Origin of the sequence: Brotaphodocola sp., assembly GCF_050873065.1 — a bacterium.
GTDB lineage: Bacteria > Bacillota > Clostridia > Lachnospirales > Lachnospiraceae > Brotaphodocola.
Window position 1 is genome coordinate 14,399 of record NZ_JBNMIC010000011.1, and the last position, 15,984, is coordinate 30,382.

At 45.1% G+C, this 15,984-nt stretch carries 17 protein-coding genes and 1 pseudogene; 9 read left to right on the plus strand and 9 right to left on the minus strand.

What is annotated here, in order from left to right; all coding sequences use genetic code 11:
• Positions 1–128: 128 nt before the first annotated feature.
• The 7 genes and pseudogenes from ileS to ACR0QE_RS04745 all read left to right on the plus strand — a co-directional run.
• Positions 129–3,347, plus strand: a complete 3,219-nt coding sequence (gene ileS, locus ACR0QE_RS04715; RefSeq protein WP_432627267.1) for an isoleucine--tRNA ligase — start codon at positions 129–131, stop codon at positions 3,345–3,347.
• Positions 3,348–3,378: 31 nt separating this feature from the next.
• Positions 3,379–5,832: a glycogen/starch/alpha-glucan phosphorylase gene (locus tag ACR0QE_RS04720; RefSeq protein WP_432627214.1), complete on the plus strand. Its 2,454-nt coding sequence runs from the start codon at positions 3,379–3,381 to the stop codon at positions 5,830–5,832.
• 113 nt (positions 5,833–5,945) lie between these two features.
• Positions 5,946–7,160 carry a SpoIID/LytB domain-containing protein gene (locus ACR0QE_RS04725; RefSeq protein WP_432627215.1) on the plus strand — a complete coding sequence of 405 codons (1,215 nt, stop codon included), beginning with the start codon at positions 5,946–5,948 and terminating at the stop codon, positions 7,158–7,160.
• Between the two features lie 163 nt (positions 7,161–7,323).
• The gene (locus ACR0QE_RS04730; RefSeq protein WP_432627268.1) at positions 7,324–8,163 is read left to right on the plus strand and encodes a peptidoglycan DD-metalloendopeptidase family protein; all 840 of its coding nucleotides are present in this window, start codon (positions 7,324–7,326) and stop codon (positions 8,161–8,163) included.
• 102 nt (positions 8,164–8,265) lie between these two features.
• A complete protein-coding gene (locus ACR0QE_RS04735) occupies positions 8,266–8,778 on the plus strand; it encodes a spore coat associated protein CotJA (RefSeq protein ID WP_432627216.1) in 513 nt (170 codons plus the stop codon).
• A complete protein-coding gene (locus tag ACR0QE_RS04740; RefSeq protein ID WP_432627217.1) occupies positions 8,778–9,062 on the plus strand; it encodes a spore coat protein CotJB in 285 nt (94 codons plus the stop codon). Before ACR0QE_RS04735 ends, ACR0QE_RS04740 begins: the two co-directional genes overlap by 1 nt.
• Positions 9,062–9,154, plus strand: a pseudogene (locus ACR0QE_RS04745) (manganese catalase family protein); the annotation flags it as partial. The gene ACR0QE_RS04740 and the pseudogene ACR0QE_RS04745, both read left to right, overlap by 1 nt.
• A 34-nt stretch (positions 9,155–9,188) precedes the next feature.
• Here ACR0QE_RS04745 and ACR0QE_RS04750 read toward each other — a convergent pair.
• The 8 genes from ACR0QE_RS04750 to ACR0QE_RS04785 all read right to left on the minus strand — a co-directional run bounded on the left by ACR0QE_RS04750 (position 9,189) and on the right by ACR0QE_RS04785 (position 14,545).
• Positions 9,189–10,628 carry a recombinase family protein gene (locus ACR0QE_RS04750; protein WP_432627218.1) on the minus strand — a complete coding sequence of 480 codons (1,440 nt, stop codon included), beginning with the start codon at positions 10,626–10,628 and terminating at the stop codon, positions 9,189–9,191.
• A 23-nt stretch (positions 10,629–10,651) separates the two neighbouring features.
• The gene (locus tag ACR0QE_RS04755) at positions 10,652–10,930 is read right to left on the minus strand and encodes a DUF4160 domain-containing protein (RefSeq protein ID WP_432627219.1); all 279 of its coding nucleotides are present in this window, start codon (positions 10,928–10,930) and stop codon (positions 10,652–10,654) included.
• Positions 10,914–11,186, minus strand: a complete 273-nt coding sequence (locus ACR0QE_RS04760; RefSeq protein ID WP_177977715.1) for a hypothetical protein — start codon at positions 11,184–11,186, stop codon at positions 10,914–10,916. Before ACR0QE_RS04760 ends, ACR0QE_RS04755 begins: the two co-directional genes overlap by 17 nt.
• 24 nt (positions 11,187–11,210) lie before the next feature.
• On the minus strand, positions 11,211–11,753 hold the full coding sequence (locus tag ACR0QE_RS04765; RefSeq protein ID WP_432627220.1) for a Uma2 family endonuclease: 543 nt from the start codon (positions 11,751–11,753) through the stop codon (positions 11,211–11,213).
• A 165-nt stretch (positions 11,754–11,918) separates the two neighbouring features.
• Positions 11,919–13,367, minus strand: coding sequence for a DUF4041 domain-containing protein (locus ACR0QE_RS04770; RefSeq protein WP_432627221.1), 1,449 nt, complete (start codon positions 13,365–13,367; stop codon positions 11,919–11,921).
• 33 nt (positions 13,368–13,400) lie between these two features.
• Positions 13,401–13,766: an NINE protein gene (locus tag ACR0QE_RS04775; RefSeq protein ID WP_432627222.1), complete on the minus strand. Its 366-nt coding sequence runs from the start codon at positions 13,764–13,766 to the stop codon at positions 13,401–13,403.
• 163 nt (positions 13,767–13,929) lie between these two features.
• On the minus strand, positions 13,930–14,166 hold the full coding sequence (locus tag ACR0QE_RS04780) for a hypothetical protein (protein WP_432627223.1): 237 nt from the start codon (positions 14,164–14,166) through the stop codon (positions 13,930–13,932).
• Complete coding sequence (locus ACR0QE_RS04785) at positions 14,156–14,545, minus strand: helix-turn-helix domain-containing protein (RefSeq protein ID WP_432627224.1); 390 nt, start codon at positions 14,543–14,545, stop codon at positions 14,156–14,158. Before ACR0QE_RS04785 ends, ACR0QE_RS04780 begins: the two co-directional genes overlap by 11 nt.
• Positions 14,546–14,687: 142 nt before the next feature.
• On the opposite strand from ACR0QE_RS04785, the gene ACR0QE_RS04790 reads away from it, so the two are divergent.
• Both ACR0QE_RS04790 and ACR0QE_RS04795 read left to right on the plus strand, forming a co-directional pair.
• Positions 14,688–14,909, plus strand: a complete 222-nt coding sequence (locus ACR0QE_RS04790) for a helix-turn-helix domain-containing protein (protein WP_432627225.1) — start codon at positions 14,688–14,690, stop codon at positions 14,907–14,909.
• A gap of 51 nt (positions 14,910–14,960) precedes the next feature.
• Complete coding sequence (locus tag ACR0QE_RS04795) at positions 14,961–15,179, plus strand: helix-turn-helix domain-containing protein (RefSeq protein WP_432627226.1); 219 nt, start codon at positions 14,961–14,963, stop codon at positions 15,177–15,179.
• A 72-nt stretch (positions 15,180–15,251) separates the two neighbouring features.
• Here the strand turns inward: ACR0QE_RS04795 and ACR0QE_RS04800 are convergent, their stop codons facing one another.
• Positions 15,252–15,977 carry a hypothetical protein gene (locus ACR0QE_RS04800; RefSeq protein ID WP_432627227.1) on the minus strand — a complete coding sequence of 242 codons (726 nt, stop codon included), beginning with the start codon at positions 15,975–15,977 and terminating at the stop codon, positions 15,252–15,254.
• Between the last annotated feature and the right edge of the window lie 7 nt (positions 15,978–15,984).

The window sequence follows — 15,984 nt, forward strand, 5'->3', positions numbered from 1 at the left end:
CGTTAGCAGGAACTCATATGACTGTATGTAGTGACAGGTGGTTTCAGAAGGTGATTTATACCCTCTTCCTTTCGCGGAAGAGGGTTTTTTAATTTGTGAAACCATCCGAACAGAAGGAGGCAAAAGTGATTTACGAGAAAGTTTCCACAGATATGAATTTTGTGGACCGTGAGAAGAAAGTAGAGAAGTTCTGGGATGATGAGAAAATCTTCCAGAAGAGTATGGACTCAAGAAAAGAAGGCCCGTCCTATACCTTTTATGATGGACCGCCTACCGCAAACGGAAAGCCGCACATCGGCCATGTTCTGACTCGTGTTATCAAGGATATGATTCCGCGTTACCGCACGATGAAGGGATACATGGTTCCGAGAAAGGCAGGATGGGATACCCATGGACTTCCGGTAGAGCTGGAAGTTGAGAAAATGCTTGGACTTGACGGCAAGGAACAGATCGAGCAGTATGGTCTTGAGCCGTTTATCGAGCACTGCAAAGAGAGCGTATGGAAGTACAAGGGAATGTGGGAGAATTTCTCCGGCACCGTTGGTTTCTGGGCTGATATGGAGCATCCGTATGTCACTTACGACAACAACTTCATTGAGTCTGAGTGGTGGGCACTCAAGCAGATCTGGGAGAAGGGACTCCTCTACAAGGGATTCAAGATCGTTCCTTACTGCCCGCGCTGCGGAACCCCGCTGTCCAGCCACGAGGTTGCACAGGGATATAAGGATGTCAAGGAGCGCTCCGCAATCGTTCGCTTTAAGGTGAAGGGCGAGGATGCTTACATTCTGGCATGGACGACAACTCCGTGGACCCTTCCGTCTAACGTTGCACTCTGCGTGAACCCGGAAGAGACTTATGTGAAGGTAAAGGCAGCTGACGGCTACACTTACTATATGGCAGAGGCTCTGCTTGACACGGTTCTTGGAAAGCTCGGCGATGAGAAAGAAGGAAAGCCGGCTTACGAGGTGCTTGAGTCTTACAAGGGAACGGATCTTGAGGGCAAGGAGTACGAGCCGTTATACCAGGCAGCTTCTGATCTGGCTGCAAAACAGCACAAGAAGGCACATTACGTTGTCTGCGATACTTACGTTACTCTGACCGATGGTACCGGCGTGGTACACATCGCACCGGCATTCGGTGAGGATGACTCCCGTGTCGGAAGAAAGTATGAGCTTCCGTTTGTACAGCTTGTAAATGCAAAGGGTGAGATGACTGAGGATACCCTGTGGCCGGGCGTATTTGTAAAGAAGGCAGACCCGATGGTACTCAAGGATCTCGACGAGAGAGGACTGCTGTTTGCTGCACCGGTATTTGAGCACAGCTATCCGCACTGCTGGAGATGTGACACTCCTCTGATCTACTATGCACGCGAGTCCTGGTTCATCAAGATGACTGCAGTGAAGGACGATCTGATCCGCAACAACAACACGATCAACTGGATCCCGGAGAGCATCGGTAAGGGACGTTTCGGCGACTGGCTGGAGAACGTCCAGGATTGGGGCGTAAGCCGTAACCGTTACTGGGGAACTCCTCTGAACATCTGGGAGTGTGAGTGCGGATGCCAGCATTCGATCGGAAGTCAGGAAGAGTTGAAGTCCATGAGCCCGAACTACGCAGACGTTGTGAAGAAGTACGCGAAGGAGATGGACAAGGAGAAGAATGGCGAAGTTGAGCTTCACCGCCCATTCATCGATGATGTGACGATCACCTGCCCGAAGTGTGGCAAGCAGATGCACCGTGTTCCGGAGGTAATCGACTGCTGGTTCGATTCCGGTTCCATGCCGTTTGCACAGCATCACTATCCGTTTGAGAATAAAGACCTGTTTGAGAAGCAGTTCCCGGCAGACTTCATTTCCGAGGCAGTGGATCAGACCCGTGGATGGTTCTACTCCCTGCTTGCAATTTCCACTCTGATCTTCAACAAGGCTCCGTACAAGAACGTTATCGTTCTGGGTCATGTTCAGGATGAGAATGGACAGAAGATGAGTAAGTCAAAGGGCAATGCGGTAGATCCGTTCGATGCTCTGGCAACTTACGGCGCAGATGCGATCCGCTGGTACTTCTACATCAACAGTGCACCGTGGCTGCCGAACCGTTTCCACGGAAAAGCTGTTCAGGAAGGACAGCGCAAGTTCATGGGAACGCTGTGGAACACCTACGCATTCTACGTTCTGTATGCGAACATTGACAATTTCAATCCGATGGATTACAAGCTGGACTACGAGAAACTGCCGGTTATGGACAAGTGGCTTCTGTCTAAGATGAATTCCATGGTGAAGGCTGTCGATGACAACCTTGGCAACTACCGGATTCCGGAGGCTGCAAGAGCACTTCAGGAGTTCGTCGATGATATGAGTAACTGGTACGTTCGCCGCAGCCGTGACCGTTTCTGGGCAAAGGGAATGGAGCAGGATAAGATCAATGCTTACATGACTCTTTACACAGCACTTGTGACGGTTTCCAAGGCAGCTGCTCCGATGATCCCGTTCATGACGGAGGATATTTACCAGAATCTTGTCCGCAGTGTCGACAAGACCGCTCCGGAGAGCATTCATCTGTGCGACTTCCCGGCTGTCAATGAGGAGCAGATCGACGCACAGCTTGAGGCAGACATGGATGAGGTTATGAAGATCGTTGTTCTCGGACGTGCAGCGAGAAATACGGCAAACATCAAGAACCGTCAGCCGATCGGCAAGATGTATGTCAAGGCAGATCATGTACTTGCAGAGTACTATGTCGAGATCATCGAGGATGAGCTGAATGTGAAGTCCGCAGAGTTTGTGGATGATGTCCGCAGCTTCACGACTTACAGCTTCAAACCGCAGTTAAAGACCGTTGGACCGAAGTACGGAAAACTGCTCGGAAAGATCCGCGCAGCCCTGTCTGAGGTGGACGGAAATGCCGCAATGGATGAGTTAAAGGCAGATGGATCCCTGAAGTTCGACTTTGACGGAGAACAGGTCGTTCTGACAGAAGAGGATCTGCTGATCGATATGGCACAGACTGAGGGATATGTATCCGAGGCAGACGGTGGAGTGACAGTTGCACTTGATACCAACCTGACACCGGAACTGATCGAGGAAGGTTTCGTCCGCGAGATCGTCAGCAAGGTTCAGACGATGCGTAAGGAAGCCGGCTTCGAGGTAACCGATCATATTCGTATTTATGAGAATGGCAATGAAAAGATCGCCGGACTTTTAAATAAATATACCGACACAATCTGCCATGATGTGTTTGCAGACGAAGTTCTGACAGACAAGATTGGCGGAACTTACACCAAAGAATGGAACATCAACGGAGAGACCGTAAATCTGGGAGTGGAAAAAACGAATACTGTCTGTGACTGAGAGCACAGCAGGTGAGGAGGAAAAAGCCAACATGAAAACTGGATTTGACAAGGAAGTGTTCAAGAAAAGTGTGATCTACAACGTAAAGAGCCAGTTCCGTAAGACTCTTGAGGAAGCAACACCTGAGCAGGTTTATCAGGCTGTCTGCTATGCAGTGAAGGATGTCATCATCGACGAGTGGATCGCAACTCATAAGGAGTACGAGAAGCAGGATTCCAAGACTCTGTATTATCTGTCCATGGAGTTCCTGATGGGACGTGCTCTGGGAAACAACATCATCAATATCATGGCAAGAGATGAGATCAAAGAGGCTCTTGACGAGATGGGATTTGATCTCAACCTGATTGAGGACCAGGAGCCGGATGCGGCTCTTGGAAACGGAGGTCTGGGCCGTCTTGCTGCCTGCTTCCTTGATTCCCTGGCTACGCTGGGCTATCCGGCATATGGATGTGGAATCCGTTATCGGTATGGCATGTTCAAGCAGAAGATTGTAGATGGTTATCAGGTAGAAGTTCCGGATGAGTGGCTCAAGAACGGCAACCCGTTTGAGGTTCGCCGCTCTGAGTACGCTACCGAAGTAAAATTCGGTGGTTACGTTCGCACCGTATGGGAGAACGGCCGTGAGAAGTTCGTTCAGGAGGGTTATCAGTCTGTTATGGCAGTTCCGTATGATCTTCCGGTTGTCGGCTATGGCAACAACGTAGTCAACACCTTAAGAATCTGGGATGCACAGCCGATCGATACCTTCAGCCTGGATGCATTTGACCGCGGAGATTATCAGAAGGCAGTTGAGCAGGAGAACCTGGCAAAGAACATCTGTGAGGTTCTTTACCCGAATGATAACCACTATGCAGGAAAGGAGCTGCGTCTGAGACAGCAGTACTTCTTCATCTCTGCAAGTGTACAGCGTGCAGTGCTCAAATACATGGAGAACCATGACGATGTGCGCAAGTTCTATGAGAAGAACGTATTCCAGTTAAACGATACCCATCCGACAGTTGCCGTTGCAGAGCTGATGAGAATCCTTCTTGATGACTACGGTCTGACCTGGGATGAGGCATGGGATGTTACGACCAAGACCTGCGCTTACACCAACCACACGATCATGGCAGAGGCACTTGAGAAATGGCCGATCGAGCTGTTCTCCCGTCTGCTTCCGCGTATTTACCAGATCGTTGAGGAGATCAACCGCCGCTTCATCATGCAGATTCAGCAGATGTATCCGGGCAACCAGCAGAAGATTGCAAAGATGGCAATCATCTACGACGGACAGGTTAAGATGGCTCATATGGCAATCGCAGGAAGCTTCTCTGTAAACGGTGTTGCACAGCTGCACACGGAGATCTTAAAGAAGCAGGAGCTGAAGGATTTCTATGAGATGATGCCGGAGAAGTTTAACAACAAGACGAACGGTATCACCCAGAGAAGATTCCTTCTTCACGCGAACCCGCTGTTAGCAGACTGGGTAACTTCCAAGATCGGCGACGAGTGGATCACAGATCTTTCTGCAATCAGCAAGTTAAAGCTGTATGTGGACGATGAGAAGTGCCAGCACGAGTTCATGAACATCAAGTATCAGAACAAGATCCGTCTGGCAAAATACATCAAGGAGCACAACGGAATCGATGTAGATCCGCGTTCCATCTTTGATGTACAGGTAAAGCGTCTGCATGAGTACAAGCGTCAGCTGATGAACATTCTTCATGTAATGTATCTGTACAACCAGCTCAAGGATAACCCGGAGATGGATATGGTTCCGCGCACCTTTATCTTTGGTGCAAAGGCAGCAGCAGGTTACAAGCGTGCAAAACTGACGATCAAGCTGATCAACTCTGTAGCAGATGTCATCAACAACGATCCGACAATCAATGGCAAGATCAAGGTTGTATTTATCGAGGATTACCGCGTATCCAACGCAGAGATCATCTTCGCAGCAGCAGATGTCAGCGAGCAGATTTCTACCGCCAGCAAGGAGGCATCCGGTACCGGTAACATGAAGTTCATGCTGAACGGTGCGCTGACTCTCGGAACAATGGATGGTGCAAACGTTGAGATCGTCGAAGAGGTAGGAAAAGAGAATGCATTTATCTTCGGAACTTCCTCCGATGAGATTATCCGTATGGAGCATGATCACAGCTACAATCCGATGGAGATCTTCAACAATGATCAGGATATCCGCCGCGTGCTGATGCAGCTGATCAACGGTTACTATTCTCCGCAGGATCCGGAGCTGTTCCGTGATATCTACAACTCTCTGCTTAATACACAGAGCAGTGACCGCGCAGATACTTACTTCATCCTGAAAGACTTCAAGATGTATGCAGATGCACAGCGTCGTATCAATGAGGCTTATAAGGATCAGAAGTGGTGGGCAAGAGCTGCTATGCTCAATACTGCAAGCAGTGGAAAGTTCAGCTCTGACCGTACCATCGAGGAGTATGTAAGAGATATCTGGCATCTCGAGAAGGTAAAAGTAGAGATCTAAGAGATGTCTGAAAAATTCAAGTCTTCGCGAGCGTCGGCTTGAAAATATGAATAAAAAGAAGGTTCCTTCATAGACTGATCCGAGAGGATTGGGATGTGGAGGAATCTTTTTTTATGAGGACATTCTGGAGAGCGCCGGGGCGGGCACTTCGCATGAAAATTCGGATTGTATTGGCGGTGTTTCTGTTTTTTCTTCCATGGCTGATGAGTCTGATCTTTATGAAGATAGGGGAACAGGAAAACGAGTTGACGGAAGAGACAGCTTTTGTAAATATAGACACAGATCAGAATGTGCAGACGGATTTAGATATAAAAATAGAAGATATAGAAGAAGATATAGAAATAGAAACGGAAGAAAATCAGGGAAATGTGGAAGAAAGGGGGAAAATGGCGAAAGAGCGCCGGATTCTGCTTGAGCGGAATGGCGTTCGAACCTATCTCTCATTAGAGGCCTATCTTCCGGGCGTGGTGATCTGTGAGATTGATCCGTTTGTTGAAGCGGAGGCGTTAAAGTGTCAGGCAGTGATTGCGAGAACCTACCTATGTCGATTGATAGGAGAAAAGTCCGAGATCGAGGAGAGTCAGCTGGCGGTTCGCCATATGGAGATGGAGAGCCGGATGGAGAAAATGGAGAGTCGGGTCGGCGATCAGAAAGAAGTGGGATATGAGGCTGTTACGCAGGCGCAGAGGGAGCGGATTGCGGAGGGCATGGCAAGATGCAGGCAGGCTGTCAGGGAGACGGAAGGACTTGTGATCACTTATGAAAACCAGTATATTCTTCCGATGTTTCATTGTTCCAGCGCCGGAAGGACAAGGGATGGGGGCGATGAGTATCCCTATCTGCGCCCGGTTGAGAGCAGGTGGGACAAGGAGAGTCCGGAGTGGCAGACAACATATTCGTGGAGTCCGGAGGAATTTTCGGCAAAGATCTGTCAGATCGAACAGATGGAAAAGGAAGAGGGGGGAGAAAACAAGGTTCTGGTGCCGGAAGTACTTGCGGAAAAAATTCAGATTGTAAAGCGTGATCAGAGCGGATATGTCGAGTGGATCCAGATTGGAAACAGAACGTATGAGGGGGAGACGGTCCGCGCGGCACTGAATTTGCCATCCGCCTGTTTTTCGATCGGGAAGGCAGCGGATGATGGAGAGATGGAATCTTCTGAAACTGGGGGTGTGGCGGTTCAGAAAAAGATCCGGGCAACCGTGAATGGGAGCGGTCATGGGTATGGACTCAGTCAGGCGGGAGCAGAACATATGGCGAGAGAAGGATGGGGATGCGAAGAAATTTTAAATTATTATTATACCGGAGTTCAGCTGACACGCGAGTAACTAGAAGTACCGAGTGGTTCACAATGGAGAGAATACGGGGCTGCGAAAATATTGAGATAACTGAATAAGTTTTTGACCTTTGGTAAAAATAGTACCGAGGTGATAAACGGTGAAAGAGAAAGGAAAGGGAAACCAGCCGTTCCGGGATAAAGTATTTCTGGTAATGCTGGTGATGGGTCTGCTGACGATGGTAACTGCGGCAGGCATGGCTACCGTAAAGAGAGGAAGAGGAGACGAGCAGAAACCATATGTGGATTTGCAGGGGCAGGAGGATTTTCTTGCAGGGGAATCAAATGCCCGCTCGCTGACTCAGGATACCGAGGATGACAGGCAGAAGAATGCAAATGATGCAAAAGATGTAAAAAATGCAAAAGATGCAGAAAATGCAGAAGAGAAAATGACAGACAATCAGAAAAATCCGGATACCGTTGTGGAAGAAGCAGAACGGCAGGGGGAATCAAAAGCCCAACCGTCCGGGAAAATTCAGCAGATGGCACAGGCCGAGGAGACGGATGAAAAAGAGACGGATGAAAATGCTGCAAGAGAAGTCGGAGCCGGAGGCAGTGCGGCAAAATCGCTGATGTTGAATTTTAATGATTCAAGCCGGATTACATGGCCGGTTCGCGGAAATGTACTTTTGGATTACAGTATGGATACAACCATTTATTTTCCAACTCTGGAGCAGTATCGCTGCAGCCCCGGGATTGTGATTCAGGGTTCGGTCGGCGAGCCTGTCTATACGCCGGCAAACGCGAGAGTTCTGGAGACAGGGACAAATGAGGAGATCGGAACGTATGTGACCTTGGATTTCGGAAACGGATACGAGGCAGTCTGTGGGCAGCTGAATGAGGTGGCAGCGGTTCAGGGAGAGTACCTTGAACAGGGACAGATTCTTGGGTATGTGGCAGAGCCGACGAAATATTACAGCATTGAAGGAAGCAATGTTTTTTTTGAACTCACACAAGATGGAAATGCCGTCGATCCGATGGGATACCTGGAGTAGAAAGAAAAGTGGTCAAATGAAAAAAAGATAAAATCAGACAGAAAAATGAGAACAGTTTCTGCAAGCCTGCTTGAGGTGTAAGCACGTTTGCGGGAGCCGTTCTTGTTTTATTTTGTAAGAATGGAATTTTTTTATAGGAAAGGAATTTCGTTAAAATACAAGGAAATTTTATTTTTCGTAACCAGAGGCAAAAGCGATCCATATGATAAGGTACAAAAAAGAAAAAACATGGAGGTAGCGCAGGGCATGGACAATAACCATCAAAAATGCGCCTGTACCAATCGACCGATGAGACTGCAGAATCCAGGTGGAAGCTGCGGATATTTTGAGGCAGACGGTCAAACGAGGAATTATCAATGTGACAGAAATAGAATGACAAGTGTACAGCCTTCCGGAATTTTTGGAGAATGGTGGATGGGAAATAGGGAATCCTGCCCGGAAGAAAGAGGATCCTATAGAGAAAGGGATTCATTTGGAAAATGTGGAATGATGCCGGGAATGACGTATGTGCCCTGGCAGGAATGGGGAAGAACATATCCCCTCAATCAGGCAATTTCGCGGGGAACCATTTTCCCCGATCTGGATTATCCATTTGAGATGGGGAGGTGTCGCTGATGGCATGTGGATGCAATTCCCAGATGAATCAAACTCTCTCAAAAAATCAGCTTGCGCAACAGGTTTATGAGACGGGATTTGCTATCGATGACATTCTTCTCTATCTGGATACCCATCCGGAAGATACTCAGGCGATGACCTATTACCAGAGACTTCTCAACCTCTATCAAAATGCCATTCAGATGTATGAACAGTCCTACGGACCGCTGAGTGTTACTCAGGTGACAGGAGAAACGTGGAATTGGATTCAGAACCCGTGGCCGTGGGAAGGAGGAGCAAACTGATGTGGAGATATGAGAAACGATTGCAATATCCGGTAAAAATCTCACAGACGAATCCCAAGATGGCAAGCTTTATTATCAGTCAATATGGTGGGCGACACTGTAAAAACCTACAATATTAATCCCAAATTAAACGTAATATACGAAACGCAATTCGCCGTGCGCTTTATCAACGATCACTTCTTTTAATACACTTCGGATTGCAATGCCCTTCACGTCATTTTCGACATCCGGATCAGAAACAAGCTCATAGACGTGTTTGATCCGCGCCACCATTTCTTCTGTCGATGGCTTTTCTGGGGCAGTAATTGCAGCCAGACGATCCAGCTCGGCTCTGAGATCTTCACGCTCTTTCTGAATGCGTGTCTTATTATTCTTGTATTCTTCAAGCGTGTCTGCGCCGGCCTCATATGCATCTCTGATACGCTGCTCTTTGATATCTACACGAGCAAGGGCATCTTTTAGAACTTTTTCCTCCGGAGCTTTTTCGTTGTTCTTCGGAATACATTCATATTCTACCCGTCCAGTTCGGATGATATTTTCCATGGATTGCAAGACAGCTTTCACGATCTTACACTCCGAAATTCCGCAAGGTTCGGAGTGATAACCCTTGAGTTGCTTCCAGCACTTGAAGAAGCTGCCACCCTTCTGCGAACAGTTCCGGTTGTAGGCCAAGCTGGCGCCGCAATAGCCGCATCGGAGAGTTCCGGAAAGCCAGTGCTTGCAGGAAGATACTTCCCTGCGCCGTAAGGGCTTATACTCACGCTGCATTCGAGCTTGCACATCTTCGTATACTTCGCGGATCAACGGGCTGATTTCATGAGTACCCTGAAAACTATATCCATTCCATTCCACAGTACCGATGTAGAATTTATTTTGCAGAATACGGAGAATGGTTCGGCGTTCAAATGGGCGGCCGCGCCGGGTCTTCCAGCCGCTCGCATTACAGTTGCGGGCAATTTTGGTCATGTCCATACCATCGTGGTAGGCCCGGAAGATGTATTCGACTATCGGCATTTTCTCTGGATCGATCACGAAGGGCTTACCCTGTCCGACAGCGCGATAACCGAGGGACGGAACGGACTGGTATCCGTTTCGCAGTGCTTTTTCTGTCATTCCGCGGATTACTTCGCCGGAAAGGTTATAAGAATAATATTCGTCAAACCACTCAATGATGGTTTCGATCAGGCGCCCAAACATCCCCTCTGCGATTGGCTCTGATACGCTCTTAACTTCTACACCACATTTTTTACGGAGGATTCCCTTGTAGAATGTGCTTTCTTCTTGGTTGCGTGCAAATCTGGAAAACTTCCAGACGTACAGGCGGGAGAAAGGAGCGGGAGACTGGGACTTTGCAGTTGCAATCATCCGCTGGAACTGCGGTCGGTTTTCTGCCTTTCTTCCGGAAATTCCGCGCTCTTCCTCGAAGACGAATTCCTGCGGAATAATGAATCCATCCTGCTTTGCAGCATCCATGATCGTGCGGAGCTGTGCATTGGGAGAAAGCTCTGTCTGATCATCTGTGCTTACACGAATGTAGGCGGCACCGATTTCAAGAGACTGCGACATGGGAATCCTCCTTTCTAAAAAAATTAGCAATAAAATGTTCGATCATTGAATTGCTCTACCCACCGATCGATAATTTCAGAACTATTGGCTTCGATCATTCTCAAAATTCCACGAAGAATTTTAGGCGGAATTTTTGAATTGTTATTGCAAAGCAGAGCATGACCAGTTTTTGTGATCCAGATTTTAGTGGCATTTTGATAGGGTCTTCCTTCTGCGATATGCACATGAACTGGCTCCAATGGATCTCCCTCATTTGACCAGAAATAAACAATATAAGATCCAATCCTAAAAATTTGAGGCATTCAATACGCCTCCTTCTTGTGCAAACTCCATGATAAGATGCGCATTATCTTGAATCAGACGCTTAAAATGCTCCATCTCTTGCTCGGAATATCCATGAATACTTTCCCATGTATAGTCCGGAAGATAGCAAGTTGCGTCATGAAAACCATCCTTTTCGTCCGGCGTTTCAATATAAACTTTCACTCGACCATCCGGATGCATCTCAGAGTGCGTAATTTCAGTATCATCATTTAATGTCATGTATGGGTACATCATAAAAACACATCCCTTCTAAAAAAACTAATCAATCAGATCATCAATCCTGATCGTCAATCCCCGATAAATTCCAACTGAAATTTCCTGTGAGAAAGAATAGATGACTGGCGCAACGTCCTCCTCGTAATGATATACCGTCACACGTTCCTTGGCTGGATCAACAATCCAATATTCCCGAACACCAGCTTCTGAATAGATAGTATTCTTTAAGCTGTAATCCATTTTCCGACTGGCAGGCGATACGATCTCAAAAATCAGATCCGGAGCGCCTGTGCATCCTCGATCGGTCAGTTTGTTTGGATCACAGATCACAGAGATGTCTGGTTCCACCCAGTTTTTATCATCAGCATCCAAATTTACGGCAAATGGCGCAGCATAGACCTCACAGGAACCGTGATGTGCATCGATGTAATTTGATACAATCTTATAGATCTGTCCGGAAATCTTCTGATGAATTCGGCTCGGCGGTGCCATATTGTAGAATCGTCCATCAATCAGTTCAGCACGTTCGCCTTCCGGAAGGTTCCAGTAGTCTTCGGATGTGAAATGGTCTTTTAACAATGGCATATCAACACGTCCTTTCTAAAAATTCAATGTTATTATTTACAAATCGTCTGGAAATCCATACGGTTTATCTTACGAAATACCTTGCGAGATTGAACAAGTAAACAATACTTACAGGTTGATTCGGTGTGTATGGGAACATTTTGTTGACGTCAACAAAATGGTGGATCATTGCATTTCAGAACGCATCTTTTTACTAATGCGATATTGTTCGGCATCTGGAACATCCACAAACTCAACTGTTTTATCGAAGTTTTTCTTGATAACCTCTTTGATTTCATCCAAGGTCACATGGAAAAATTCACGTCGCTGATTGACAAGGTTCAGTTTTCGATCTTCAAAAGCTCGATGCAAGGCTGCCTCCAATGCTGGAGCATCATCAGAAAAGATCATTGCATGAACATCAAAATTGAATGGAACAGATGCACTTCCAAGCTCATCGATACGATCCTGAGGATCAAGTCTGCGAGTCATACCAATTTTATAAATATCTTTTCCAAAGGCGCCTATGTTGGAAATTACATATACATATCCTGCACGCATATTAGCCTGACGGTAATCGATATCTGAAAGAGCTTTGTCAACATCGGCAAGATGATTTTCGAGTTGTTCTTTCTTTTCAAGAAGATCAGTGTTTTCAGGATGTTGTTCAAGCTGTAATTTTAGCTTTTCATAAGCAGTTTGATAATGAGTCTGTTCTTTCTCAACTCTCTTTCGTTGCTCTTCAATCTCTTTTTGAAGTTTTGCCTGTTCACGTTGTTCGGCTCGCGCCATTTTTTGTTCTTCTTTTTCTTCCTGTTTTTTCTCACGATATTCAAAAGCAAGGCGAAGCTCTTTTACTTTAGCATCGAGATATTTCTGGGCAATAGAAATATTCATTATAGAGCCTAATTTGGAAATGGTTTCTGAAGATTTATAGATTCTGTCTAATGTAGCATCAAAATTATTGTATTTTACGCGGTTGATTAAATCATCGCATTCGGTGTTAAACGCGCGCAAGAGGAGTTTCTGAGTATCAGATACCATCTTTTTACCCTTGGCTTTACTATTGTTCACGGTCCATTCTGTATTGCCGAGAACTGCCTTTTTCTCCTTGATAAGATCCTTTTGAACTTGACGAATCTTTGCCAATTCTTCTTTGTAATCAAGAGCCGAAGCAAAATCATATTTAGGTGTATAAAGACCAAACTCTTGAACAAGCACTTCCTCATCCATGCAAATGAGTTGTTTCTTTTTTTCCTCGATTTGCTTTTCTATTTTGTTCAGATCTTCTTGCTTTTTAGCAACAATTTTTTCCGATTCTGTTTTAATATCGGAAAGTTTTTTGTTGGCAGTAGTTTCTTCCTCGTGAAGAGAATTAACCAATGTTTGAAGTTTATGCGCATCTTGCATTTCAGGGGTTAATAATGCTTGAGCATTTGCATAGCGCTGGGATAATTCCTGAACCTGAGCAGATACTTTTTTATCATGTTTGGATTTAAAAATTATCAACACGATCCCAATTATCAACGGGATTCCATACAAAAACCATGTTGCGAATAGGATGGCAATTAAAACGGTGTTAAAATACCATGGATTTTTGACGGTGCAAGTTAGAGATTCTTGAGAAGAATTCATATATGCTTCCCTCTTTTCTTTTGAATGTTATGATTATACATAGTAAGGATTTGGTTTCATCAGTAATGAAATCAAGTCAATTATCCAACCAATACCAAATAATCCACCTGTAAAAAGATATAATACTCCCCGCAATGGCTTGCCTTCGTAAAACTTATGTCCACATATTGTAAACAGGCATAAGAAGAATGCGATCCATTTGTTTTTGGCTTTTCCAGTAATAACAGCAGATGAATTGAAAGCAGTGGCATTAGCACTTGATGATGCTGAATTATTGATAACAATAGGTGATGCTTGGTTTTGTAATTGCTCCACCTGTTTGCCACATTTAGGGCAAACTATGCAATCAGCATCAATGAGTTGACCGCAGTGCTTGCAATATTTTTGTGAGTTTCCCATGTTTTTCTCCTTTGCAGATATTTTTGCTATGCCTTTTTCGCCTCGCTGGTATCAACTTTGAAATCAATCTGTTGCAAAAACTCAAAGACACGCTCATATATACGCTGAGTATACCTGTTCATAACAAAATTTTTAAATTTTCTCAATAACGATCAGTTACGCTTTACATTGCTTTTTCAATTTCATCTACATCTGTATCTGTTTTACTAAAATCGTTACGCATAATGTGTTCTAATGCGTGTTGGTATGCCAACATTTGCCGAGAGTGACTGATTCGAGCGTTTATGAAAATGGTAAAGCTACCGTCTTCGTTGGAATGAACTTCCTCTTCTACGGCGGTGTCCATGTCAATAAAATATACTCCAATCGCTTCGGTTAATAACGGATTATTAGCAGCCATCGTCGTATTCTCCCTTTTCTTGTCGTTTCAGACTCTTCATAAATTCGATATGGGCTTTTAGACGTTCTGGAGGAATGTCTCTTGCTACATGGAAAAGGGTACGAAGTTCTGGATTTTCAAATGCTTCCTGCGCAATTTGGCGAGTTTCATCGTTTAAATAATAATGGTCATTTTCTGAACCGTCTCTTCCCAAAAGAAAATTCATATCAACATTAAAGAAATCGGCGATGGATTCAAGTGTTTCAAAATCTGGTTCGCGTTTTCCTGATTCATACATACCAATAGTAGATTTCGCAACTCCGAGTTTTTGAGCAAGTTCTGCTTGTGATAAGTTATCTCTGTTGCGTAGTTGTTTCAATATTTCATTAAAAGAAGCCATTCTGTGATACCTCCTATAAAAATATTATACACAATTCGTGAACATAAATCAATTGAAAAATCCACAAAATGTGGTTGACAAGCGATCACGATTCGTGTATTATACAAGAGAACACAAAACGTGATCGAAAGGAGGAACTACCGTGGATATAGATGTAATGGCTATGGCGGAAAAGCTGGTTAAGCTCAGAGGTAAAAAGACACAGGAAAAGGTCGCTGAAGAGCTGAATATCAGCAAATCGGCGCTTTCTATGTATGAATTAGGGAAAAGAGTGCCGAGAGATCCGCTCAAGGCAAGAATTTCTAAATATTATGGCAAAAGTATCGCCTACATTTTTTTTAACGAAAAAGAACACGAAAAGTGATCGAATAAGCAGAGGCTTCTCAGAGGAGTAGGAAGGAGGTGGAGAAACAAAATGGGAGTGGGATTAAGAATTAAAGCGTATTTGGATGAAAATGGTATTTCGCAAGCATATGTCGGAAAGAGAGCGGGACTTAATTTGGCAAAACTGAATCTTGCTTTAAACGAAAATCGCAAACTCACATTAGAAGAATATGCATTGATCTGCGGTGCACTCAAAGTAAATACCGATTTCTTCTTAAAGCCCAGATTACCAGATGAGGAGGTGATGTAATGGATGAGGGAAACAAGAAAAAGAATCCACCTTTCCCAAAGTGGAAAATGTGGATTCTCGTTTCGATCACAATTAGTCAGGTTCTGACTGCGGTTCAGATTCGCCAGGCAAATCAGAGTTTGTGGAATGCGGTGATTCAGCAGGAGCGGGATATGACTCGGTTGGCTGAGAGTTTGGGCGATCATCTGAAGTGGGATATTCTGTATAGTCTTCTGAACGAGCACTCAGCTGATCGTAAATAGCTTTTAGATATTCGACTTCTTCTGTAATAGCATCGTATTGCTTGCGCTGAAGATCAATCTCTTCTTGATGGTATTGCTCTTGCCATGTCGTAGGAGATTGGCTTTGAATATACGAAGCGATATAGATAAGAATCGATATCAGCATACCGATCAACGATAAGGCTTTTTCAGATGGCAATTTAACGACAGAATCTTGATGTGGTGCTGAATTTAACTCTTCATCACGATCAAAATTATCAGGGATCAAAGTTGCAGGGATTTCGACATGTTCAGGAGTTATTCGGATGGAACCAATCGACAGCAACAAAGGATCAAGTGTTTCCAGCAACTGAGAACAAAGGAGATTATTTTGGTTTTTCAGCGAATCCACAAGAGATAAAAAAATTTTTTCTATTCGATCATTGACAAGCTGAAGTGTCTCGTTGATAGCAATTGCTTGTGCTTCTGAATATGAATCAAGTGCATCATAAATAGGACTTATGAGAAGAGTTTCAAGCTGGCTGAGTTGTTTATTGAATTGCTCAAGAGCGAACTGTAAATCATTTCTTTTGCACATAAGATCT